The organism is Crocosphaera chwakensis CCY0110, assembly GCF_000169335.1.
GTDB lineage: Bacteria > Cyanobacteriota > Cyanobacteriia > Cyanobacteriales > Microcystaceae > Crocosphaera > Crocosphaera chwakensis.
This window is the reverse complement of sequence record NZ_AAXW01000036.1, coordinates 1-24355: the sequence shown is the minus strand read 5'-3', so window position 1 is coordinate 24355 and position 24355 is coordinate 1. Positions and strand designations below refer to the sequence as shown.

General features: G+C 38.3%; 22 protein-coding genes. 15 read left to right on the top strand and 7 right to left on the bottom strand.

Features of this window, described 5'->3' with window-relative positions; translation table 11 throughout:
• Positions 1-117: 117 nt before the first annotated feature.
• The 14 genes from phnE (CY0110_RS18670) to CY0110_RS18610 all read left to right on the top strand — a co-directional run bounded on the left by phnE (CY0110_RS18670) (position 118) and on the right by CY0110_RS18610 (position 11829).
• On the top strand, positions 118-894 hold the full coding sequence (gene phnE, locus CY0110_RS18670) for a phosphonate ABC transporter, permease protein PhnE (protein ID WP_035799973.1): 777 nt from the start codon (positions 118-120) through the stop codon (positions 892-894).
• A complete protein-coding gene (gene phnG / locus CY0110_RS18665) occupies positions 891-1358 on the top strand; it encodes a phosphonate C-P lyase system protein PhnG (protein ID WP_008277079.1) in 468 nt (155 codons plus the stop codon). The genes phnE (CY0110_RS18670) and phnG overlap by 4 nt, the downstream gene beginning before the upstream one ends.
• The gene (gene phnH, locus CY0110_RS18660) at positions 1342-1908 is read left to right on the top strand and encodes a phosphonate C-P lyase system protein PhnH (protein ID WP_232285752.1); all 567 of its coding nucleotides are present in this window, start codon (positions 1342-1344) and stop codon (positions 1906-1908) included. The genes phnG and phnH overlap by 17 nt, the downstream gene beginning before the upstream one ends.
• 25 nt (positions 1909-1933) lie before the next feature.
• A complete protein-coding gene (locus CY0110_RS18655; protein WP_008277077.1) occupies positions 1934-3049 on the top strand; it encodes a carbon-phosphorus lyase complex subunit PhnI in 1116 nt (371 codons plus the stop codon).
• 54 nt (positions 3050-3103) lie between these two features.
• Positions 3104-3991 (top strand): alpha-D-ribose 1-methylphosphonate 5-phosphate C-P-lyase PhnJ, encoded by an 888-nt coding sequence (locus tag CY0110_RS18650; RefSeq protein WP_008277076.1) that lies wholly within the window; start codon positions 3104-3106, stop codon positions 3989-3991.
• Between the two features lie 28 nt (positions 3992-4019).
• Entirely contained in the window at positions 4020-4850 is an 831-nt protein-coding gene (locus CY0110_RS18645; protein ID WP_008277075.1) for an ATP-binding cassette domain-containing protein, read from the top strand.
• 36 nt (positions 4851-4886) lie between these two features.
• Positions 4887-5609: a phosphonate C-P lyase system protein PhnL gene (gene phnL, locus CY0110_RS18640; RefSeq protein ID WP_008277074.1), complete on the top strand. Its 723-nt coding sequence runs from the start codon at positions 4887-4889 to the stop codon at positions 5607-5609.
• Between the two features lie 55 nt (positions 5610-5664).
• Positions 5665-6813 carry an alpha-D-ribose 1-methylphosphonate 5-triphosphate diphosphatase gene (locus tag CY0110_RS18635; RefSeq protein WP_008277073.1) on the top strand — a complete coding sequence of 383 codons (1149 nt, stop codon included), beginning with the start codon at positions 5665-5667 and terminating at the stop codon, positions 6811-6813.
• 17 nt (positions 6814-6830) lie between these two features.
• Complete coding sequence (phnF, locus tag CY0110_RS18630) at positions 6831-7589, top strand: phosphonate metabolism transcriptional regulator PhnF (RefSeq protein WP_008277072.1); 759 nt, start codon at positions 6831-6833, stop codon at positions 7587-7589.
• A 124-nt stretch (positions 7590-7713) separates the two neighbouring features.
• The gene (locus CY0110_RS18625) at positions 7714-8607 is read left to right on the top strand and encodes a phosphate/phosphite/phosphonate ABC transporter substrate-binding protein (RefSeq protein ID WP_008277071.1); all 894 of its coding nucleotides are present in this window, start codon (positions 7714-7716) and stop codon (positions 8605-8607) included.
• A gap of 103 nt (positions 8608-8710) precedes the next feature.
• Entirely contained in the window at positions 8711-9502 is a 792-nt protein-coding gene (gene phnC / locus CY0110_RS18620; protein WP_008277070.1) for a phosphonate ABC transporter ATP-binding protein, read from the top strand.
• A gap of 5 nt (positions 9503-9507) precedes the next feature.
• Positions 9508-10320 carry a phosphonate ABC transporter, permease protein PhnE gene (gene phnE, locus CY0110_RS18615; RefSeq protein ID WP_008277069.1) on the top strand — a complete coding sequence of 271 codons (813 nt, stop codon included), beginning with the start codon at positions 9508-9510 and terminating at the stop codon, positions 10318-10320.
• A gap of 219 nt (positions 10321-10539) precedes the next feature.
• Positions 10540-10776 (top strand): hypothetical protein, encoded by a 237-nt coding sequence (locus tag CY0110_RS30465; protein ID WP_008277068.1) that lies wholly within the window; start codon positions 10540-10542, stop codon positions 10774-10776.
• A 159-nt stretch (positions 10777-10935) separates the two neighbouring features.
• Positions 10936-11829, top strand: a complete 894-nt coding sequence (locus tag CY0110_RS18610; RefSeq protein WP_198139203.1) for an RNA ligase family protein — start codon at positions 10936-10938, stop codon at positions 11827-11829.
• Between the two features lie 354 nt (positions 11830-12183).
• On the opposite strand, the gene CY0110_RS18605 is transcribed toward CY0110_RS18610, so the two are convergent.
• The 3 genes from CY0110_RS18605 to CY0110_RS28035 all read right to left on the bottom strand — a co-directional run bounded on the left by CY0110_RS18605 (position 12184) and on the right by CY0110_RS28035 (position 14058).
• Positions 12184-12681 carry a GNAT family N-acetyltransferase gene (locus tag CY0110_RS18605; protein WP_008277066.1) on the bottom strand — a complete coding sequence of 166 codons (498 nt, stop codon included), beginning with the start codon at positions 12679-12681 and terminating at the stop codon, positions 12184-12186.
• Positions 12682-12707: 26 nt separating this feature from the next.
• Positions 12708-13259, bottom strand: coding sequence for a Uma2 family endonuclease (locus CY0110_RS18600; protein WP_008277065.1), 552 nt, complete (start codon positions 13257-13259; stop codon positions 12708-12710).
• A gap of 109 nt (positions 13260-13368) precedes the next feature.
• On the bottom strand, positions 13369-14058 hold the full coding sequence (locus tag CY0110_RS28035) for a GUN4 domain-containing protein (RefSeq protein ID WP_008277064.1): 690 nt from the start codon (positions 14056-14058) through the stop codon (positions 13369-13371).
• Between the two features lie 148 nt (positions 14059-14206).
• Here CY0110_RS28035 and CY0110_RS18590 point away from each other — a divergent pair, with 148 nt between their 5' ends.
• Positions 14207-15352 carry an alpha-D-ribose 1-methylphosphonate 5-triphosphate diphosphatase gene (locus CY0110_RS18590; RefSeq protein ID WP_008277063.1) on the top strand — a complete coding sequence of 382 codons (1146 nt, stop codon included), beginning with the start codon at positions 14207-14209 and terminating at the stop codon, positions 15350-15352.
• Between the two features lie 54 nt (positions 15353-15406).
• On the opposite strand, the gene CY0110_RS18585 is transcribed toward CY0110_RS18590, so the two are convergent.
• The 4 genes from CY0110_RS18585 to CY0110_RS18570 form a co-directional block, all read right to left on the bottom strand.
• Entirely contained in the window at positions 15407-16138 is a 732-nt protein-coding gene (locus CY0110_RS18585) for a YdcF family protein (protein ID WP_008277062.1), read from the bottom strand.
• A 23-nt stretch (positions 16139-16161) separates the two neighbouring features.
• Entirely contained in the window at positions 16162-17370 is a 1209-nt protein-coding gene (gene alr, locus CY0110_RS18580; RefSeq protein ID WP_008277061.1) for an alanine racemase, read from the bottom strand.
• A 231-nt stretch (positions 17371-17601) separates the two neighbouring features.
• Positions 17602-21723, bottom strand: coding sequence for an nSTAND1 domain-containing NTPase (locus CY0110_RS18575; RefSeq protein WP_008277060.1), 4122 nt, complete (start codon positions 21721-21723; stop codon positions 17602-17604).
• 215 nt (positions 21724-21938) lie between these two features.
• Positions 21939-23945, bottom strand: a complete 2007-nt coding sequence (locus tag CY0110_RS18570) for an iron uptake porin (RefSeq protein ID WP_008277059.1) — start codon at positions 23943-23945, stop codon at positions 21939-21941.
• Positions 23946-24355: the final 410 nt, after the last annotated feature.

The following is a 24355-nucleotide window of genomic DNA, read 5'->3' as shown; positions in this document are numbered from 1 at the left end:
TCTAAGTTAAGTTGTTGTGCATTTAAACCAGATATTCAAGTTTTTAGTACAAACGCTCAAACTTTTCTCCCACGCTCCCCTCTCCCTGCTCCCATGCAGTCTCAACTAGCACTTTAAATGATGAATAGCTTACCCCCCAAACCGTTTAACTGGCCACTTCTGATATTTGGAATTGTGTTAATTTTAACGATTATTTGTTTAGTTTATTTACAGTTACCGTTTGGAGAATTACTCCGTAGCGGTGAGAATATTACCGAATATCTAAGTCGTTATACTCGCCCAGATTTTAGTGAGTTTCCTAAATATCTTTGGTTGATGATGATTACAGTCGCGATCGCTTTTTGGGGGACAATTTTAGCTCTAAGTTTAAGCTTTTTCTTAGCACCCATAGCAGCTAAAAATCTCTCGCCTCACCCCCTTAGTTATCGAATAGCAAGAGAAATTTTAAACTTTTTTCGTGCCATGCCAGATTTAGTATTAGCCTTAGTTTTTGTCGCAGCATTGGGTTTAGGACCGCTTCCTGGTTTTCTGGCTTTAGGGATTCATACGACAGGGTTTTTAGGGAAATTCTTAGCCGAAAGTATGGAAAGAGTCGATAAGGGAGTTTATGAGGGGGTAAGTGCCACTGGAACAAACACTTTACAATTAATTCTGTATGCAGCTTGGCCTTCTATTTTACAAGAGGCGATCGGTTATACCCTTTATATTTTTGATCGTAATGTTCGTATGGCGACTGTATTAGGTTTAGTGGGTGCTGGTGGTATCGGTGTGGAATTGAATACAAATCTTAGATTTTTTAACTATGAAAAAGCTGCTACTTTAATGTTAATTATTCTTTTTACAATTGTTGCCATCGACTATTTATCAACTTGGTTAAGGAAGCAGGTTTTATGATGACTTATGAACGTTCTTTATGGGTTAAAGCTTTGACGGCTCATTCCCTAGAAACTATCTCTAATTTAGCTGAAGAAATTAACAAAAATTGGCAGATTAAATATCGAATTTTACCCCAAAATGGCTTAAGTCTTGTAACCCTGCAAGATGGAGTATTCCATGAACCCTATTATCTTGGAGAAATTCCTATTTCTCATGCTTATTTAAGTCTAATTAATGAACAAGGAGAAAGTTATGACGGAGCAGCACAAGTGATGACAGATTCTGAAGATTTAGCAGTTGCTTTAGCAGTTTGTGACGCGGTAATGGCTCATCAACTTCCAGGTTGGAAAAAAGTTGCTCATTATATTGAATTAGGGATGAAAAAAAGAGCAGAAGAAAATCAGATTAGGGGGGCAATGTTAGCTAAAACAAAAGTAAACTTTTCCTTATTAAGTCAGGGAGAAAATGATGCTACAGATTAATTCAATTTGGCAACCCCAAACCCAACAAAAAATATTTCGTAAACTCCTCCATTGTTTTAGTTTTCCTGGAGAAATTGTTAGTTTAAAAGAAGAGATAAGACCCGATTCAGTTTTAGTGGCAATTCTTTCTACAATTTTGGATCAAACGGTTACTTGGAATGACGAAGATAATTTAGTAGAACAAAGCGATCACCTGTTATTACAAAGTTCTTTAGATACTACAACAAATGCTCAATATATTGTTAAAAATGCTTTTAATCGTCCTATAGATAACTTCGAGATTAATTTAGGAGATTTATCAAATCCAGAAGAAGGAGCAACCCTTATTTTACAAGGAGAATCTATAGGAAAAGGAGATTTTAAATTACACTTAACTGGGCCAGGTATTCTGAATAGTAACACCATTTTTTTACAAGGATTTGATCCTCATTGGTTTACCCTGAGAAATCAATGGAATCGCAATTTTCCTTTAGGGGTAGATTTAATTTTAGTAGATACTGAGCAATTGTTAGCTTTACCACGCACTACTATCATTTCTTTTAATCATTAATGTTCATTCTTTGGAGAATATATTTATGGGTTATGTAGCCATACAAGGAGGAGAAGAGGCGATCAATGAAGCAATTAATCTATTAGATGTATTGCGGACTAATGATCAAAATAATGATCCTTTGTCTGCTCAAACTATCGAAAATCAACTCCATTTTTTACACAGTCGAGTATTATCAGAAGGGGGTTTATATCATCCCGAATTAGCCTCTCTAGCCATTAAACAAAGCGCAGGAGACATCCTTGAAGCAGCTTTTTATCTCCGAGCCTATCGTTCTACTAAACCCCGTTTAGGAGAAACCCCTGTCCATCATGGGGAAAATTTAAGATTAATTCGTCGTATTTCGGCCGCATTTAAGGAAATTCCAGGGGAACAAATGTTAGGGCCGACTTCTGATTATTTACAAAGATTATTCCGTTTTAATTTATTAAATGAATCCCCCGAAGAATTTCGCAATATTGCTCAATCTTGGCTCAAAAACATCCCCGATGAAGCATTACCCACTACGTTTCCCAAAGTATTAGAAAGTTTACGCACAGAAGGATTATTACCTCCTGTTATCAATAAACCGACATTACCCTTTGATATTACCCGTGAACCCTTAATTTTTCCCGTTTCTCGTTCAGCAGCATTAGCAACCATGGCCAGAGCAGAAACCGGGTCAATTTTAGCGATCGCCTATTCTAATATGAGAGGTTATGGCGATGTACACCCCACTGTAGCAGAGTTGAGGGTGGGTTATTTGCCGGTTATGTTACCCCATCCCATCACCGGAGACTTACAAGAAGTGGGAGAGGTATTGATGACTGAATGCGAAATTGTAGCGATGTATAACAGTAAAGACAAGGATAGTTTACCTACCTTTGGGTTAGGGTATGGTGCGTGTTTTGGTCATAACGAAGTTAAGGCGATCGCAATGGCTATTTTAGATCGTGCCTTACAAAAAGGACAAAACCAAGGTATCGAAAACCCCTCCGAAGATCCCGAATTTGTCTTATTGCATATTGATGGTGTGCAATCAATGGGTTTTGCGTCTCACTACAAAATGCCTCATTATGTCACCTTTCAATCCGATCTTGATCGTCTCCGCACTACCCAACAAAAACAAACTAAACCAACAGAAGAGAAAATTAATCGTTAAAAAATATTCAACTCCGAACTCCGAACTGTAATGTTTATTTTTATCTAGATACTTATGTCAACAGAAACCTTAAACAGCACAAAAAATTATGGCTATCAATTTGGGTTTATTGATGAATATGCTAAAAAAGAAATTCGTCGTAGTCTTCTCAAAGCGGTTGCTATTCCTGGGTATCAAGTTCCTTACGCTTCACGGGAAATGCCGATGGCCAGAGGGTTTGGGACAGGAGGACTACAAATAACCCTGTCTTTGGTGGGTGCAGGAGATACCCTCAAAGTGATTGATCAAGGGAGTGATAACTCGGTTAACGCCGTCAATATCCGTAAATTTGTCACTCAAACTTGTCCGGGTGTGAATCTCACTAAAAAAACCGTTGAAGCGTCTATCATTCAAACCCGTCATCGTATCCCGGAAATACCTCTGAAAAAAGGACAAATTCTGGTGTTACAAGTGCCTTATCCTGATCCTTTAATTGTGGTTGAAGCGAACGAGGAAAAACGAAAAATCATGCACGGGGAAAGAGATTACGCTCGTTTGTGGGTCAAACTCTACGAAGATATGGTCAAATTCAAGGAAATTACTATTTCTCATCGTTATCCTACCTGCGTTAACCATCATTATGTCATTGATCCTTCTCCTATTCCTCGGTTTGATGTGCCTAAATTAAACAATTCCCCCGTTTTACATCTTTTTGGTGCAGGTAGAGAAAAGAAAATTTATGCCATTCCTCCCTATACTCAAACTGCACCGTTAACCTTTCTAGATATCGGTTTTCGAGTTGAAGATTTTATCGATGAAAAGGGAAACAGACGCGCTTGTAGTCGTTGTGGTTCAACAGATAGTTTTTTAGATGAATTACAACACAAAACAGGAGAAAAAATCTATCAATGTTCTGATAGTGACTACTGCCGCTACGCGGAAGGCAAAAGGCAAAAAGATTGATTAGTAAAACTAAAAATAATTTAACATTATGGAAAAAATACTAGAAGTTAGGAAATTAACTAAAATTTATGGTGACGGTTGCTCTCAATGTTTGACATCCACAGGAGCAGAATATAACAGAAATATTTGTCCTCATTGTGGCAGTATCGTCGCCACTTATAACCTCAACTTTGATCTGTATCCAGGTGAAATTTTAGGTATTATGGGGGAGTCTGGGAGTGGTAAATCAACCCTCGTTAAAATGCTTTATTTTGATGAAAAACCTACCTCTGGAAAAGGTATTTTTTGGGATGAAGGAGAAGAATATAACCTATTTCAACTCAATGCTGCTCAAGGAAGATGGTTGCGCCATCATAAACTGGGTATGGTCTATCAAAATCCCCATTTAGGCTTGAATTTTAAGGTATCTGCTGGTGGAAATATTGCTGAAAGATTATTGATGAATGACTGTTTTGAATACGCCAAAATTCGTCAGAAAGCTAGAGAATTATTGGATCGCACAGAATTTCCTCTAGCAAGAATGGATCAATTACCCAGTCAATTTTCTGGAGGAATGCAGCAACGGGTACAAATTGCTTGTGCTTTAGCAACCGAACCCCCGTTACTACTTTTAGACGAGGTAACAACAGGATTAGATTTATCGGTACAAGCGCGTATTCTTGATTTAATTCTGCAATTGCAACAACAATTAAACGTTTCAATGATTGTTGTTTCTCACGATTTAGGGGTGATTAAATTGTTAGCTCATCGTACTTTAATTATGAAACAGGGTCGAATTGTTGAATCGGGTTTGACGGATCAAGTATTAGAAGATCCTCAACATCAATATACTCAACAATTAGTTTCATCTGCTCTTTAGCTAATCTAAAATCTGTTTTATTAATTATTGTCAATTATGAGTAATAATCTTGTTTTAAAAATTGAGAATTTAAGTAAAACCTTTTTTCTCCATGAACAGCAAAAATTTATTCCTTCGGCTGAAAATATTTTTCTTGAGGCATTTTCTGGAAAAATTACTGCCATAACAGGAGAGTCTGGTGTAGGAAAATCAAGCATTTTAAAATGTGTTTATGGGACTTATTTAGCCAGTGAAGGCTCTATTTTTTATTACACTAAAGACAAAGAATGTCTAGATTTAGCTACAGTAAGTGAACAAGAAATGATGCGTTTACGTAAAACTGACATTAGTTTTGTTACCCAATTTCTGAACTATTTGCCCAGAAAATCTACCATAGATGTAGTAGCGAAACCTCTTTTTGATTTAGGGATGGATCAAAAAGAAGCTAGGGAGAAAACAAAACATCTTTTAGCAGAAATTAAACTCCCTGAAAGATTATGGAATTTGTCTCCTAGTACGTTTTCAGGGGGAGAAAAACAACGGGTAAATATTGCCAGAGGGATGATTTTTTCTCCTCGTCTTTTACTGTTAGATGAACCCACAGCAAGTTTAGATAAAACTTCAGCAGAAAGAGTGATGAAAATTATCGAACGTATTAAAGCATCAGGAACAGCAATTTTAATTATTCTCCATGATCCTAATTTAGTGGCACAACTAGCTGATTTTGAGGTTTATTTATCCTCTGAAAATGGTCAGATTATCAGCAAAGTTTTAAGTTAAAAAAAACTAATCAATCAACCTAATTTATCGGCTTATTTATTAAAGTTAAAAAACGATGAAAACTTATTTTACAAATGCTCAAATTATTCTCAAAGATAAAGTTTTAGAGTCTGCTTCTCTTTTAGTTGAAAATGGAGTAATCACAGCAATTAATCCTGATCCCCCTAGTAATGTAACAGAAATTAATTTACACGGACAATATTTAATGCCGGGGATGATTGATGCTCATTGTGATGCCATAGAAAAAGAAATTGAACCCAGAGCAAATACATTTTTTCCTTTGGATTTTGCCATCGCTCAAATTGATCGAAAAAATGCGATCGCTGGTATTACTACACCCTTTCATAGTATTTCTTTTGCTCACGAAGAGTTAGGGGTAAGAAATAATGAAATGGCAGCAGAAATTGTCCGAGTAATTCATCAATATCAACCGTTTGCCTTAGTTGATAATCGAGTTCATTGTCGTTATGAAATTACTGATCCAACTAGCTTACCAATTCTTTTAGATTTACTAGAAGAAGATAGTGTTCATTTATTCTCTTTAATGGATCATACCCCAGGACAAGGACAATTTAAAAATTTACAAGCTTATCGAGATTATTTGAGAAATACTTATAAAAAATCAGAGACTGAAACTGACATAATGGTGACAAAAAAATTAGATAATGCACAAGGAGCGCAAGAGAGAATTAAAATCCTTGTTACCAAAGCGCATTTCCATAATGTAGCCATTGCTTCCCATGATGATGATACAGAAGAAAGAATAGAAACGATGACAAATCTGGGTATTACAATCAGTGAATTTCCTGTGAATTTACATACTGCAAAAAAAGCAATTGAAATGGGTTTACATACCATCTTTGGCGCACCGAATATTTTACGGGGAAAAAGCCAAAGTGGTTCGATGAAAGCTATTGAAGCTATTACTAATAATGTTGCTAGTTGTTTATGCTCTGACTACTCTCCTGCTACCTTATTAACCGCAGCTTTTCGTCTGCCAAACCTAGCCCATTTAACTTTACCAGAGGCGATCGCTCTTGTCACTGCTAATCCTGCAAAAGCACTCAATTTGTGCGATCGCGGTGAGATTACTGTGGGAAAAAGAGCCGATTTAATTATGGTAAAAATGGTTAATAACTTACCCCAAGTGACTCAAACATGGGTCAATGGTGTTAAGATTTATGGTTGTTGTTATAAGAATTAAAATTTTTTATATAATTTATGAAACAGAATAAAAAGTATTTCTTATATCAAAAAATAGCCGATATTTTAATTAAGGATATTAATCAAAAAAAATATACGGCAAATGAAGTATTGCCTTCCGAAAAAAAATTAGCAGAGAGGTATAAAGTTAATCGCTCAACTATTCGTCAAGCTATAGATATTTTATTGGAAAAGGATTTAGTTTATCGTCGTCAGGGTAGTGGTACTTTTGTTAAAGAGAATAAACTAACTTATCATCTTAATGATAGGTCTAATTTTACGCAAAATCTTCTAGAAATAGGATATTTACCCTGTTTGAAAATCATTAGTTCTAAATTGATACCAGCCCCTTTCAATATTGCAAATAGTCTAAATATTACTCAGAATGATCTTGTTTTTAGAATCAAAACCCTCCGTTCCGCTTTTTTTTCTACAGAAGAAATTAGTGATAAAGAGATTACTCCTTTATGCTTAAGTACCTCCTATTTTGTTGAAAAAAAATGTCCCAATTTATTAAGTTCAGTTTACCAAACCAATTCAATTTATAGCTTATTGAAAAATCGATACAATATTAGTCCTTATCGAACCAAAAATATCGTTGAAGTAAGTCTATCAAATCGGGAAGATAATCAATATCTCAATATACAAAAAAACAGTCCTATATTAATATCTATCAGTTTAGTAAAAGATTCTGATGAAAATTTTTTTGAATATACTGTTAGTCGTTTTTCTGGAGAAATAGTTTCCTTTGAGATTTCCTTCCCTCCTATCCTTTAACCATAGGTAAGCTACTTAATATTAAAAAAGCAACAATTTTAACTTAATGATAATTTGTACTTAACCCTAACAATATCATTTACTAATAAAATGTTTTGAGGTAAAAAGTCCAGGTTATTGATTAATGAAACGTCGCAATCTTTTAGTATATTCATTATTATTTCTGGTCGGTTGTAGTGGTGCGTCTATTAATTCCTCTACCAACGCTAACCGAGAACCCGATACATTGCGTTTTGCGGTAACTGATGTACAGGGGTTAGAAGAGCTGCAACGGGACTATGAACCCTTCCGTGACGCATTAGCCGAAACATTGAATAAAGAAATCGAATTCTTTCCTGTTGCCGATCGCACCGCAGCAGCCGTCGCTTTACAATCGGATCAAGTCGATATTGTCTTGACAGGGCCAGCCGAATATGTGGTAATGCAGGCTAAAACTGAGGCTGTCCCGTTTATTGCTATTACTCGTCCTAACTATCGATCTGTCATTGCAGTCCATAAAAATAGTGGGATTAAATCCCTAAACGATCTCAAAGGCAAAACAATCGCCATGTCCGATCTCGGTTCCACTAGCGGACAATTAGGCCCCACCAAAATCCTCGTTGATGCTGGATTACAACCAGAAAAAGATATTTACATTAAAATGCTAGGGGATGCGGATTTACAAGCATTCAGAAACGAAGATGTAGAAGCTTGGGGAGGCGCAGCCTTAGATTACGATCGCTTTATGCAAGCCAAAAGCCTCAAATCAGAAGAGTATCCCATTATTGAAACAGGTGATCTCTTACCCAGTGATGTATTCATTGCCAGTAATAAATTAAAGCCTGAATATGTAGAAGAAATTAAAGAACGCATGGTGGAAAACCAAGATCAGTTAATTGCAGCTATTGTCTCTGTCTCTGCGAACGAAAAATATAAGGGTTCTACTCTAGTTGAAGCAAAAGACTCTGATTATGACCCTATCCGCGAAGCCTATCAAGCCATTGGTGTTAATGATTTTACTGAATTTGTTGGGAATTAAGAGGAGTTTAGGCAATAGCTATGCAAGGGATTACTTCAACTTTCTTCCCTCCTGCCTCCTGCCTTATCTCCACTGTAACGTTTATTTTTGTCTAGGTACTTAAATGTTATCGCTGAAAATTAGCGGACTGACTAAAGTTTATCTCAACGGAACAACTGCCTTAGATCAGGTTAGTTTCTCGGCGCAACCAGGGGAAGGAATTGTCCTGTTAGGGGCAAATGGTTCGGGAAAATCGACGTTATTGCGCTGTATCTTGGGTTTAGAAACGGCTACCTCTGGGGATATTTGCATTGGGAATTGGCAAATATCTCAGCTTAATTCTCAACAATTACGACAAATGCGATCGCAACTAGGAATGGTGTTTCAAAAATTCCATCTCGTGGGGAGTTTATCGGCTTTTCACAACGTCTTACATGGCGCATTGGGACGCAGCACAAGCCCTCGTTATTGGTTTCCGGCTACTGCCCCTGAAATAGAGCGAAAAAGAGCAATGGAATGTCTAGATCGGGTTAATTTAACCCATTTTGCTCAACAAAGGGCTGATACCTTGTCTGGTGGACAACAGCAAAGAGTGGCGATCGCTCGAACTTTGATGCAAAACCCCAAGTTAATCCTAGTGGATGAACCCGTTGCGAGTCTTGATCCCCAAGCAGGGAAAGAGGTAATGGATTTATTGTGGTCAATTGTGAGAGAACAACGATTAACTGTTATTTGTACCCTGCATCAACTGGCATTAGCTAGAGAATATGGCGATCGTATTATTGGGTTACGAGACGGCAAAATTCAAATGGATACGACAGTAAATTATTTACAGGATCGAGATTTAACAATGCTTTATGAACCTGAGTTCGGAGTTAGGTGTTCAGAGTTAGGAATTCGGGAAATTTCAACCTAATAATAATGAAATTAAATACGTCTCACAAACGATCAACCACTGTACCCCCTCCCCGTTTCCGTAAACCGACGTTTACTGTCTGGTTAGGGGTAGGTGTACTCTTCGCTTTTTTCTTACATGGTTTGTATATTAGCGATCTAACCCCAGAGAGAATTTATAAAGGTATTTTTCGCTTGGGAGAATTTCTAGCCGAGGCGTTTCCCCCTAAACCAGATCGCCTCATTAGTATTATTACCGCCACTATCGAAACCTTTGAAATGGCCTTGGTGGGGACGGTTTTTGGGGCTTTGTTTAGTTTACCCTTATCGTTACTTGCTGCCAAAAATACGAGTCCTAATCGAGCAATATATAGCCTTAGTCGCGGTTTTATTACCCTGTTGCGAGTCATTCCTGATCTGGTGTGGGGTTTATTATTTATTGTTGTGGTGGGTTTGGGTGCAGGTGCCGGAATTTTAGCCATTATGGTTGATGTAATGGGTTTTTGTGGTAAATTTTTTGCTGAACGCATCGAAGAAATTGATCCCAAACCAGTCGAAGCGTTACGGGCGTTGGGTGCATCTCAATGGGGTATTATAGTTGGGGCAATTTTTCCTGTAACTATGCCTTCTTTTGTGGCTTCTACGTTGTATTCTTTGGAAGCATCTGTGCGTTCTGCGGTGGTTTTGGGTTTAGTAGGTGCAGGGGGTATCGGAGTAGAGTTAGCCACCTCGATGCAGTTGTTACGTTACGATGAAGCTTTTATGACCATTATTGTGATTTTTGTCGTGGTTTTATTGGTGGAACAGATATCAGGAATTATTCGGAAAAGTTTGATGTAGTATGATTTCGATGTTAGAAGTTCGGTGTTACAGCATTTTTCAATTGGGTAGACCAATCTCAATAGATCGAAACTAACTTGTTTGGGCGGCAAGGGAGCAGGGAGTGGGGAGAAGGGGAGAGCATTTTAAAGTATTATGGATTCGGACAGTTGCTTTTTGTATTATTTTATGTTACAACAAGGATAAGTAATACAAGATAATACAAGGAGGTTGATCGCTATGCCTGTCATTGTTATGGAAACCATTGCAGCAGAACCTCATCCTAACGCTGATTCCCTCAGAATCTATCAGATGAAAGTACCAGGAAAATCAAAAATTCAAATCATAGCCAACTTAGATAATGTCTATCAAGTGGGTGAAATTGTGGCCGTTGCATTAGTCGATTCAGTCTTAAAAGACGGGACAAAAATCAAGCCAAGTAAACTACGGGGTGTTTATTCTTATGGAATGGCTTGAGGTAAAGTAGACGCGGAAGTTGGTAAGGATCTTTCCGAGATTTACTGTCAGAAAACCCTTACTAATGACCAACAAGAGATTACTTTTCTTAAATGGACAAGCATTGAATTATTACACAATGTTCGGCGTACTTTAGAGGCTCTCGGCAAAACATTGGAAGTGACCTATCATGCCAAAATTAAATTACACGGGACAAATGCAGGAGTACAAATTACCTCTGACGGAAAAGTTGCAGCCCAAAAAAGAAGCCAAATTATTACCCCTAAATCTGACAATGCGGGATTTGCCACTTGGGTAGATCAAAACATAGAATACTTCGCAGCTTTAAAGAATCATAATCATGTCACTCTCTATGGAGAATGGTGTGGTTCGAGTATTCAAAAAGGAGTCGCATTAACTCAAATTGATCGCAAAATTTGGGCGATCTTTGCGATGCAATATGGAGGGGTTAATGGAGAAATTGCTAAGTTAGAAATACGACCCGAAAAAATTCGAGAATTCTTACCAGAACATGAAGATATTTTTGTTCTTCCTTTCTACGGAGATCCGATTACTCTCAACTTTGGTGATGTGGAACAATTAAAAACGGCATCAGATACTATTAATCAAATGGTTGAATCAGTGGAAGAAGTTGATCCTTGGGTGAAAGATACGTTTGGTATCGAAGGGGTTGGGGAAGGATTAGTTATGTATCCCGTTGCTAATCATGTCGTTGAAAGAGAAAACTACACAGAATTGATGTTTAAAGCTAAAGGAATTAAACATCAATCTGTTAAACAAAAACAACCCGTTCAAATTAATGCTGAAGTCGCTAGTAATATTCAAGAATTGGTTGATTTGTTTGTCACTGAAGCTAGGTTACAACAAGCGGTAACGGAAGCTTGTAATGGCGAATACGATATTAAGAAAATGGGACAGTTTTTGAAATGGATTTCTATGGATATCAACAAAGAAAGTGTAGCGGAATTAGAAGCATCAAAATTAACTTGGAATGAAGTTAATAAACCCCTGATGAATAAAGCGAGAAACTGGTACAAAAACAAATATTTATAAGCCTTTATTGTGCTAGTAAATCAATCAAATCATCAACCGTCTTTTATCCTAGAATTAAACCGTTTTGGAGATTCTACTGATTTTAGAGCTATTCTGAAATAATAGGAAATCACAGTTTTTCTATTGAGATTCAAATATTTTGCAGAACACGCACCAAGATAAAACATCTATACTGAGCATAGGGAGAAGTTACTGGAGATTGGGTTATTTTCAGCTTATTACTTCTCTCTTTCCGTATTCCGAACTCAGGTTAATCTTATCTACCGATGTTCTCGGATAAGATTAATGAATATTGACAAAATCAAAAACTGAATACAAGTCAAATATTTTTTGAGATGCTTGGTGTACAATTTATTAATGTTGCCAATTTTCTCGGCTTAAACGATAAACACAACACTTATCATTACCAAATTGTCGCTGTTCAAGAAACTTAAAACCAAGACGTTCATAAAATCGATGAGCGCCAGTATTATTAGCTAAAGGATCGACAAATATTGCCGTTACTAAAGGATTAGAAAAACACCGAATTAATGCTAATTGCATCATTTTTGTGCCATAACCTTTACCGAGATCCTTCTTTTCCCCAATCCAAATATCAATCGCGCGTACATTTTCCTCTATACTCCCCCAATAATTACTATCGTCACGGGCTGGATCGGTTATTTCGATAAATCCAATAGGACGATCATTCAGTTCAGCAATTAATTGTTCTCGTCCCTCTGATTTATCTTTTAATTCTACTTCCCAATTCCATTGATCATTGGGATTAGAAGCAATAATATGAGGTTGTTTATCCCAATATTGTAATCGTTCGAGATCAGCAAAAGTAGCAAAACGTAGATTAATCACCATTGAAAAAAATTCAGTTTAAATAAAAATCATTGACTAATAATTGCATTAACTTCAACAGCAAGATGGGGAAAAGCTAGAGGATAAATTACTCCCGTACTTACAGTAGATTTTGAAGTATATTCTGTTTCCTGCGGTTCTCTAAAAATAATAAGCTGTCTTTTTTTAAGATTGACTACCCAATATTCTTTAATTCCTGCTTCTGCATAAATTTTCGTTTTAACATTCAAATCCTTGTCCAAACTAGAATTAGCATACTCAATTAGCCAAAAAACATTTTCAGGATAGGGATGATGGGTTAAATATTCTTTCCCTAATTTCTGTGCGATCGCAATATCTGGTTCGGGTTCGCTATTATCAGGGAGTGTGATGGGTTTACCAGAACGAATTATAGCAAGATCATCCAATAATCCCCTTAAATAGTCTTCTGCTTCGCTACTAAAATAAGCATGAGCTTCTCCTTCAGGCGACATCTCAACAATTTCCCCTTTTAATAACTCTACTCGACGATTATCTAGCAATCCTGCTTCAATCATGGAGTGATATTCGTCAATTGTCCATTTGGCTAAGGTTACACTCATCTGTAAGGCAATTTAATTAGTTTATTGATTATTTTACGCTTAAGAGGATAAACATTAAAAGTTATGAAGGTATGGCGATCTCCGTAGTTAACCGAAATTCAAAATCAAATTAGTAAATATCACATTTGGCGAATCTAGAAGACAGATGAGAGAATAGCCAATAACCAAGCTTGTTGCTGAGTCTTCCTGTAAATTCTGGAGTATAAGGAAGATGCCCTTGTGGTGCTGCATCAAGATTATAGTTTAATTCACCTGGATCTTTGTAAGAACCATCGATATTAAGCCATCCAACACGACTAGCAAAATTCTTACCTGAAAAAAAACAATCGTTGCGATTATGAATACTATTCCATATTCTATTTTGAGAACTAAACCCAAAGTGACTGTCGCTATATTTTGTCCAAAGCGTGTCAATAATATCTAAATCATCGCAAGGAAACTTAAGCATATCTTCTTTTTTTATCCAATCATATTTCTCCTTTCCTACAGCTTTAAGCATTAGTAAATATGTTTGATGATTTGCTTTTTTCCAGAAGATTTCATGGTTTGATGAAGAAGCCTTTTTCAATAAAATTTTAAGCTCACCATAATCAATGCCTTGTTCGGAAATCGTATTAATTTCAACTCGATCTTGTTTATTGCTTCGTAACTTAAACCAAATTTGCTGATGTAATTGATCTATCCTTTGTACAGCAGTATTTGTAAACTTTTTGGTTAATTCTCCTGTGCTGGTTTCAAGAAACTTCCGAAAGACAAGTTCAGCTATTTTGTTTGTAGCAATTGACTGTAATGGTTCCATAAAACTGCTTTATCTAAACATTAAAATAGTTAAAAGTTGAGCTTAATCATAACATAATTTATTCAACTTAACTAAAAGATAACTCAACGTTAAACTCAACCCTAATCCTTACGTCTTAAACTACTCAAAGTATTCAAAATAAGACGCGATGAAAATGTTTGCTATTGAAGGTGCAGATATTCTAACTCCAGAGGGTTGGGTAAAAAATGCCACGGTGATTATTGAAAATGGAAAATTTATCTCTATAGAAAAGTCTCACAGTATCAAGTTACCAACAATTACAGCGACAGGATTGTTGATGTTACCTGGGATAGTTGATATACATGGAGATGCGTTTGAAAGAGCGATCGCCCCACGCCCTGGAGCGCATTTTCCCTTTAAAATGGCTATACTGGAAAATGATCGCCATTTAATGGCTGCGGGAATTACCACTTTTTTCTATTCCATTACGGATTCCTATGAACCTGGGTTACGCAGTCGGGACACAGCGAGGGAAATTATTGATTTTATCTTGGGAGAAGGAAAAGAAAGTTTAAAAGCTGATAGTCGTATTCATATCCGTCACGAACAGGGGAATACGGATAACTATGATGAATTGTGTGATTGGTTGAAACAGGGAAAAATTGATTTATTATCGCTCAATGATCATCTTCCCCCTGTAGGAGATGACTACAAACTGAATCGCCATCTTAATTCTTTGCGACGCAGACACAAGATGAGTGATGAGGAATTACATGATCTGATGCAAACCGCTTTGAGTAATCAAGAAAAAGGATTACAACAGATCGAAGAATTAGTCACGTTGGCCCATCATTGCAATATTCCCCTTGCTTCTCATGATGATGATACAGACACTAAAGTCGAATTGAGTGCAAAACGGGGGGTTTCTATCGCCGAATTTCCGGCCACCATTGAATTAGCAGCTAAATCGAGAGATTATGGTGCATCGGTGTTAATGGGTGCGCCAAATTTAATTCGGGGTGGTTCTCATGTTGGTTGGATGAGTGTTGAAATCGCAGCTAAAAAAGGGGTGGTAGATTGTCTTTGTTCTGACTATCATTTTCCTTCTCTATTTCATGCACCGTTTCAATTAGCTGAAATGGGAATTATGTCGTTTGAGAATGCCTGGAAATTAGTTTCTACCTATCCAGCAAAAGCTGCGGGAATTGGTAATTTTAAGGGGAATATTGCGCCAGGTTGGGATGCTGATTTTTTGTTAATCCATCCTCAAGATAGTTATATCTCTGCCATTGATTCTGTTTATGTTCGTGGAAAAGCGATCGCCCAGTATTAGAGGCATTTCTTCAAAACGTTTCTAGATTGTACTTCACGAAAGAATTAATCTGATCTATACCTTGCTTTTAGATTGATTCTGCTGACCCAACTTAGAGAGTCCTCCTTGATATTCGCAGCTAAATCCCTTGTCATACCACTCAGTAAGGTTAACATCTTCTAAAGGAGTGACCTCAAAACAGGGAGGTTGAATAATTTGACTCACCACAGCCCACATTAAACTACGAATAACATCTAAAAACGTTTTTAAATCAGATTCATGATTACCTGGAACGCCATTTTCTCTCGGTGTATCCACTTCAACGGCGATTCCTTTGGCTCCAAGATGAATTTGAGATAACCATTTAGCTCTGGGTAGGTGGCTTTGTGAGGTGATCACTTTAACTTTGTGAACTCCATGTTTTTGTAGAAGGGGAACGCAAAAGAAAAAATTATCAAAGGTTGAATAAGCACATTGTTCAATCCAAACCTTATGCATTCGAGCCTGTTCTCTTTGGAAAATTAGCTTAATACAAGGGGGTTTTGAGCCTTGGGAAACAATAATAGGAACTTCTTGGTATTCGTATTGAGACGCAATTTCTGCTGCATGGATTTCCCGTCGAATACTTCCCCCCAGAACTAAAATTCCATCGACAGAATGATTAGTATTGATGGGTAATCTTACCAACACATTAAATACTAAGCTCGTTAAAATGAAGCCGATTAACAGTACAAAAATTAACTTAAATCGTTTTTTCCATTTCTTTTTCTTTAAACGGCCTGTTAAATCAAGTTTTGACCTGCTCACAATTCTAGTTTTTATTCTTAAGATTAGGGAAGATTTTCGGCCATAACTCCTTGGGGAACTTTGTCATGGTGTTTAATCCTTGGTAGTCGATGTTTAAATCCACAGAGAATTTCCCAGGAGATGGTTCCTAACATTCTAGCCCAATGATCGGCAGTAATTTCGTAATCCCCATCTTGACCAATTAATGTCACCACATCTCCTACTTTGACCTGACGAAGATGACTCACATCTAACATTAATTGATCCATGGTAATGGCACCGATTTGACGAACCCGTTGACCTTGAATTAAGACTTGTAGACGATTGGATAAATTGCGAGGAACCCCATCAGCATAACCAATGCCAACAACCGCTATTTTCATTGGGCGATCGCTAACAAATTGATAACCGTAACTGACCCCTGTATTTGTAGGGATAGACTTAATTTGGGTGATTTTGGCTTTAACTTGCAAAACAGGCTTTAGAGGTACGATAGAGCGCAAATGAGGAGCCGGGTAGAGACCATATAAACCAAGTCCTACTCTAACTAAATCGTAGTGTAACTGAGGAGCAATGAGAGTGGCCGCAGAATTGGCAAAATGAAGGCGAGGGGGTCCAATACCTTGGGTTTTGAGGTTAGCGATCGCACTTTTAAACCGTTTATGCTGAAGATACATATGACTCGGATCAGGATCATCTGCCGTCGCTAAATGGGAATAGACGCTACGAAGGTTTAAATAGGGTAATTGTTTGACGAGGGTGACAAACTCTGTTCCTTGGTGCCAAGGGATGCCTAAACGGGACATTCCTGTATCGAGTTTGAGGTGAACCGGTAAGACTTTTTCACACTGGGATAGGGTTTGAGAAACAACCATAGCCTGTTCAGGGTAACATAAGGTTGGTTCGAGATTCCAATGGGCGATCGCTGCAATTTCTTCGGGGGTATTAATGGCACCTAAAATGAGGATAGGAGCAGTAATTCCAGCTTCCCGTAGTTCGATCCCTTCTCCTAAAGTCGCCACTGCTAAAGCTGAAGCCCCGGCTTGTAGGGCGGTTTGAGCAACGGCGATCGCCCCATGGCCATAAGCATCTGCTTTGACAACGGCCATTAAAGCCGTTTTAGGAGACAATAATTGTTTAATTTGACGGACATTATGGCTTAATGCCGATAAATCGATTTCTACCCACGCTCGTTTGCGAATAATCTCCGATAGATGATAATTGTAGCGATTTTTAGCAACAACGCCTGGCATTGATTCTTGACTTAACACCTTGTTTCACTCCTACTCACTCACCCATTACTGTAACGGATTGACAGTTATCCTAACAGACGTAGAGATAGACACGGATGATTCTGGGGAAATGTTAAGGTTTCTTAGCTTTCTATCAACTGATATCTTGCACCTTTGATAAAACTAGCTAGTGAGGATAGGCAAGAGGCAACAAGCAACAGGCAATAGAGTTTTATTTTGAGTCGAACTGTTTTAGAATTGACTGTCTAATTTTTGATTGTTATTAATAGTTACTAAGTCGTTACTATTATCAAACACTATTTTCTTACATAAAAAAGAATTTGTAGAGATAAAATTAGGATTATTTTCTAAGAAATCTTTAATAGTATGACAACCTCGCGCGATCAACTGATTAAAAGATTCAAGGGATAATTTTATGGTCTCCTTTTGATTGGCAAAACTAACTAATAAATCTCCATCTGATGAAAAATCAAGAGTATTAACTGCATGATTAGAGACTTGCAACACTGCAATTTTTTGGTTTCGTTTTAAGTCCCAGATTCTTATATAGCCAGCATTATCTCCAGAAACAATTCTTTGATTATTGGGACTAAAGATGACTGCTGTAATTCTGTTTTCATCATAGGTATAGTTTTGGATATTTTTAATCTCTTCTTCATCAACCTGGAAAATCGAACGAGATCGTCCTTGTTGTTTCTTATCCAAGTCTTTCCAAACCCGAATCGTATGGTCTTCTCCAGCACTCACTAAAAGTTGAGAATTGGGACTAAAATTGATAGCAGAGACTGTTCCTATATGATCTTGAAATGTATTTAATTTTGTCCCGTTTATATTTGTTATCTGAATTCTATTATCTTTATCAATAAAAGCTCGTAACTTATTATTAGGACTGACAATATCTTGATTGTTTTTAACTAAAGGAGTTTGATAAGGTTTTATATTTTGATTATCAAATAATTGATCTGGTACATTCCATAAACGGGTTGTCCCATCATCTCCTGAACTTACTACCTGTTGAGAATTAGCGGTAAATTTAACACTACGAACCGGCCCATTATGTCCCTCAAATTGTGTTAGTATGTCTCCCTTTAAATTCCATACTCGTACATTTCCGTCATCTCCTCCACTCGCAATTTTTTTACTATCAGTACTAAAAGCGACATTCCATATTTCCCCCTCATCAACTGGCCATCGTTGCACTAACTCATATTTAGAGTTCCAAAGGCCGATAGTACCATCATCACCTGCAGCGACAAGATATTGACCATCGGGACTAAAAAAAGCCCCCCAAGCATGAAAATCTAATTGTTTTAAGAGTTTACCGTCTAAAGTCCAAATTTTGATCTTTTCATCTCTTCCTGCCGTTACTAGAAGTTGATTATTAGGATGAAAATCAACACTTTTAAGAAATTTCAGGTTATCTGCTGGCCAACTCCTCAAAAGGTTTCCGTTCTTATTCCATAAACGAAGGATGCCATCTTGTCCTCCCACACTAGCGATTTTTTGACCATCGGGACTAAACGTAACAAAACGGGTTGTAGCCTTATGTCCTTTCAATTCGTTTAACTGCTTTCCTTGTAAGTCCCAAAGGCGAACCGTTCCATCTTCCCCTGCACTGGCTAAAATTTGCTTATCTGGACTAAAGGCTACCATCCAAACTCGTTGATTATCTGCTCGCCACGATGCCAATTCTTGTCCCTGTGAATTCCAAAGTTTTATATTCCCATCTTCTCCTGCACTAGCAATCATTTGCCCATTCTCATCATCAGGACTCAAAATACTCCTAACGATCAAACTGTTTTCCTTGATCAGACGATTGGCTTCTTTGACACGATAAACAGCCCATAGTAACGTCCCTTGAATCTCTTCTTGGATGGTATCAGTTGAGCGAAATAACTGAAATAAGGGAAATTTGACCAGTGGATGTTGTAAGGCTTGTCCTGCTTGTAAACTATTAACCATCCCATCAAGTGAATGGTTTAGGCGTAAATTATTCTTAGCAGAACTTTGAGAAGCGATCGCACCTTCAATTAACGTATTGCGATAACCAATCAATGAAAACAGTAACCCGGCACTCAACCCTAGTATCACGGCAATGGCAACACTACGATTACGGCGAGTATTAAAGGTTTTGCGGGCGATGCTACGGCGGACAAATTCACCCTCTACCCAATTCAACCAATTATCATCGGATTTTGCTACCGTTTTCAATAAATTAAGACGAGGGTTAGTATGCCAAAGAAACCTCGGTTGTTGTTGAAAGTGCCATTCTTGTGCTGCGGGGGTTAACCGTCGTTGCAAAATGATGCTCTCTTCATCTTCTTGTTTCCACATCAACAATTTTTGCCAACCCCGTACTAAAACATCATGAGCCGGTTCAACATAGGGGTTACCTTCAGCGTCTTCTCCTGTTACCAGTAACCTTGCAGTGGTAAACCGCTCAATGACTGCTTTAACTAAAGCATTTTTTTCCGTTGGATATTCTAATTCTGATAACAAGACTCGTCTACGGGCTAACTCTCCTCCTCCCATAGACACCATTCGTAACATTAAATGACGAATAACTTGGCCATAAGCAGGATTTTTTGTGACTAACTTCTGATATTCTTCATCTGCTCTTTTGGTTAAAGACGTTAATATCCCACCCAAAGCTTGATAATCTTCTTGGGTTAAAGCGCGATCAATGGTTTCCCCTTCATTTTGGGCGATTTGTTGTCGTTGTAAATATTTAAGATACAATTCACTCAACGCAAAGGAAAGCAGAGGTAAAGTGCCTGGCATATCGGCCACTTCATCAATTAATTGTTCTACTAAATCATAGGGTTGAAAATACATTACCCGTTGTTCGGCCGGTTTTTCGATAGCTTCCCGTAACTCATTACGGCTCATGGGAGAGACTAAAAAGCGACTGGTTTGCCAATATTCTTGGAGGGGACTATTTTGATATTGCGGTTCAAAATCAGAGCGGAGGGTGATGATAATTCGTAACTGTTGGGGATAAGTTTCAATAAGTTGAGCCAATAAACCCAGAAAGTTTTCTCGTTCTGTTGCATCTTTGCATAGGGTCATCAATTCTTCAAACTGGTCAATTATCATTAATAGATGAGTCTCAGGATGCTGTTTCATCCAAACTGCTAAATAACCAGATAAGTTAGTCATTCTTTTCTCTATTACCTCCTCTGCTCCCTCTGCCTCCTCTGTTACTTTTATTTTCTCTAATGCTAGGGTTTTATTTAAAGCCATTAGAGGGGACTCCCCAGGCCGAAATGGGGTTAAAATTTGCCACTCATTAGGGTTTGACTGTTGTTTGAAATAAGAAATTAAACCTGCTTTCACTAAGCTTGATTTACCACTTCCAGAGGCTCCTAATACAACTGTTAACGTATGAGTATTGACAAATTCATAGAGTTTTTCAATGACAGTGGTTCTACCAAAGAATAGGTTGCTATGTTCTTCCTCAAAGGATTCTAAGCCACGATAAGGATTTTTTGAGACATCTAAAGGGGGTGCAGGGGGTAAGTTTAAAGGGTGTTGCGGAGACAGGAAAATATATTCTCCTTTATCATGTTTTTTAAGCGGCCAAATACCTGGAGTTTGACGTTGATGATTATTTGAAGCAATTTCTACAGCATCCCGTAGATATAAATAAAGTTCGCTGGCTGTAATTACCCCATCCCCTGCAGGTTTACCATTGGTAGATGGAGGATAAATATCTGCTTTCCCTGCTAAAGCGTCCATCAAAGCCGTCGCAAATGGAGAATGCTGACCTTTTTGGCTCCTTTGTGTCTGAAAATCGAAGGCATCGGCCGCTTTTTGGTCTGAGGCTGCACTGGTAATTACTTGCCAAGCCGGATCAGCAATAAAGCGGTTATAACGCTCTTGATAAATAACGTCTGGAATTACCCCAAGATCACGGGTACTCGACCAACGAAACGCACCGGCAAAACAACAGTCTAAGAGTCCTAAGAAGTGACGGCAGGGTAACTCTAATAAGGTTGAGTGTAACTCGGTCATGGGTAGATAGGTGTTAGTATCCCCTAATTTGGCATCTTGAGGGATAAGATAGCCTTCGGGTCCGTCTTCTCCGTTTAAGGCGATACCATGACCAGCAAAGTAGAACAGAAGACGATCGTCTGGGGTAACTTGTTGGAGGAGGTTTTCTGTAAGGAGGTATGTAATATTTTCGAGGGTTGCAACTTTATCTAATAAAGTCCATGTCTGATAATCATGTTCTTCTCTCAAAATCTTATTGATTTCTTTAGCATCGTTAACGGCCGTAGACAGCGTTGAAATTCCGTTATTATAGTCGTTGATACCGATGATGACGGCTAGATTACGGGAAAATTCTGACATAATTTTATGTCTCTTCTAAGGCATTTTTTCTAAATTTTAGATTTCGTAGATAGAAAAAACCATAGAAGTTTAGGAAGTTAAGGTATTTTTATGTATATGCAGAAAAGTAAATTCAAGATTTGAGATTAAGCGATCGCTTAATAAAAAGAAAAAACCCTGCATATCACAGGGTTAACTAATACTTGAGCTTAGATCAAAATTGGGGTTACCAAACTTTAGAAGGAGAAAGTTCCGCGAACAGTTCCAATGACTTCATCGTCAGCACCCTGGATATTAACAAATTGGTCGGGGTTAGCGATCCAGATGACACCAGGGGTGATAGAAATGTTATCGGTTACTTGATAACGGTAGAAGACTTCAGCCGTTACAGGGTTACGACTGGGAAGTTCAAAGAAGTCTGCTGTGGTAGGACGGTTACGACCACCATGATAGGGTTGAACCCCTGCAAAGATACCTAAAAGGTTTCCTTCTTTGAAGAGATCGGGGAAAGCGAAGCCACCGCCACCAGTCCAGACCTCAGCACTTAAACCGCGACCGATGAAACGAACGTTAGTGAAAGAACCAAAGGCACTGAAGTTTAGCCATTCAGCTACACGCCAGGTGAACTCACCACCGTAACTGTTGGTAACTTTACCACCGATGTCGAAGGGATTAACAGGAAGCAACCCTTGACCGTCAGCTTCGCTGTTGTAATCTGGGGTGCTTGTTCCAGGCGCACCAATAGAACCAGCAGCAAAGGCGTTATTCAACTCAGAACGGGAGAAGTTAGCAAAGGAGGTACCGACTTCACCAGGTCCAAAAGGAATACCAGAACCGAAGATAGGCGAATCAGGTTTGTGGTAAGCGTGGACATAGGTGAACGCAATATTAATCACATCAAAGAGGTTGGTATTAAGTTGCGCTAATGCACCGTAGTTACCATTGAATAAACCGTTACCGCCATCACTTTCTGCATATTCAAATCCAGGAGTGGCAGGGTTATCCGCATTACTGTTTTGACAGCCACGGATGCTACCATCGGGGTTTTGACCACCACCGTTGAGGCAAGGATCGTTGGCGGTTCCTGCTAAGTAACCAAAGCTAACAGAGGTAGGACCAAGTAAACTTTCTAAGAAACCAACTTGGAAGCTCATACCAGCACCAGCACCACCACCAATACGGTAGATGGGGTTACGTTGAGCAAAGGTACTTAAGGAACCTTTACCTCCGTCGAAGTCCTCGAAGAAGGGGTTTAAGGTAGGTACGAAGTGATGCCATCTTCCACCCCAAGCGGTGATGTAGGTATCAATCTTGAAGTTGTTTAATGGCTCAATAGGAGCATAGTAACCAACCCAGTCGATGGTTACGTCGTTATCTTGTTCGTTCCGACGAGGCCCGATATTAAAGGTTTGGGTTGCAGTAGGGTTAATTAAGGTATTTTCTTCAAACGCAATACCAATAGGTTGACCGGTAGCAGGGTTGATGACTCTGAGGTTCGGTTCATTTAATGTGAAACGGTCAGTCCCTGTACCTGTACTGGCAGATAAACGGGTAACTAAGAGGTCTTCCCCACTAAAACTGGTGTTGAAGCTTAAACGAATCCGATCTTGTAGAACCGCTTGGTTATCTTCAGAAGAACGACTACCACCAGCAGCAGTTGCAGCCATGATCACTTCCCCAACTAACTTGGTAGTGGTGGAGAATTGGTGATCTTCTAAGAAAGCAACCCGGCCTTCTAAGTTATCTACCCGTGCGCCTAATGCAGCGAGTTCTGCTTCAAATTCTTGCATTAAACGCTTGAGCTTTTCGATGTCTTCCCGAAGGACCGCAACGTTTTCTTGGATTAAACGTTCCATGGTGTTTAAACAAGCGTTTAAACCTGCAGCGAATTCCCAACGGGAGGTGGCGCGGTTGCCTCGGAAGGTACGATCAGGATAACCAACAATACAACCGTAACGCTCAACTAAGCTTCTTAATGCTTCGTAAGCCCAGTCAGTGGGGGAAACATCCCGTAATTCACTAACACTGGTAACCTGATCATTACTGTTGGAGTTACCCTCTTGGCTGTAATTTTCAAGCTTGTCTAATAATTCGTCTTGTGCTTGGGCTATTTCTACCCCTTGAGTTGCACTTTCATTAAATTCAAACTGGGATGTACCTTCAGCAGCAGCCGAGTTAGATGCTAGTACGATTCCTGCGAATGCTGGACTAACCAGCAAGGTTTTCCATAATAATTTCAGCATTTTCAGCTTTCCTCACACCATTAGAATTGACTACAGAGTTTATAGCCTCACTCATCATCCCATTATACACAGCTTTTTTGGATTGGCAGATAGATAACTATAACTTTTGTCTAAAAAGGTTTGTTATTAGTTTTTCTAACAGTTGAACCCTAAATTGGACTCTTAACGTTACTATCTATATTTTTTATCCTTTGTGCTGGCATTGGAAGCATGACTTGCTTATCAGTTTAGCGTTAATTTTTGCAAGTTGACCACTCCATGTTAGAAATTTCTTACATAGGGAATAGGTAATAGGTCATAGAAGCTGTTAATTCCTATTAATCACTTGAATTTAGAGGTATAGGGTTCTTAACACTACAGCAAATAAACCAAATGTATTACTTAGATTAGTATCTAGTTTAATTCTTGAT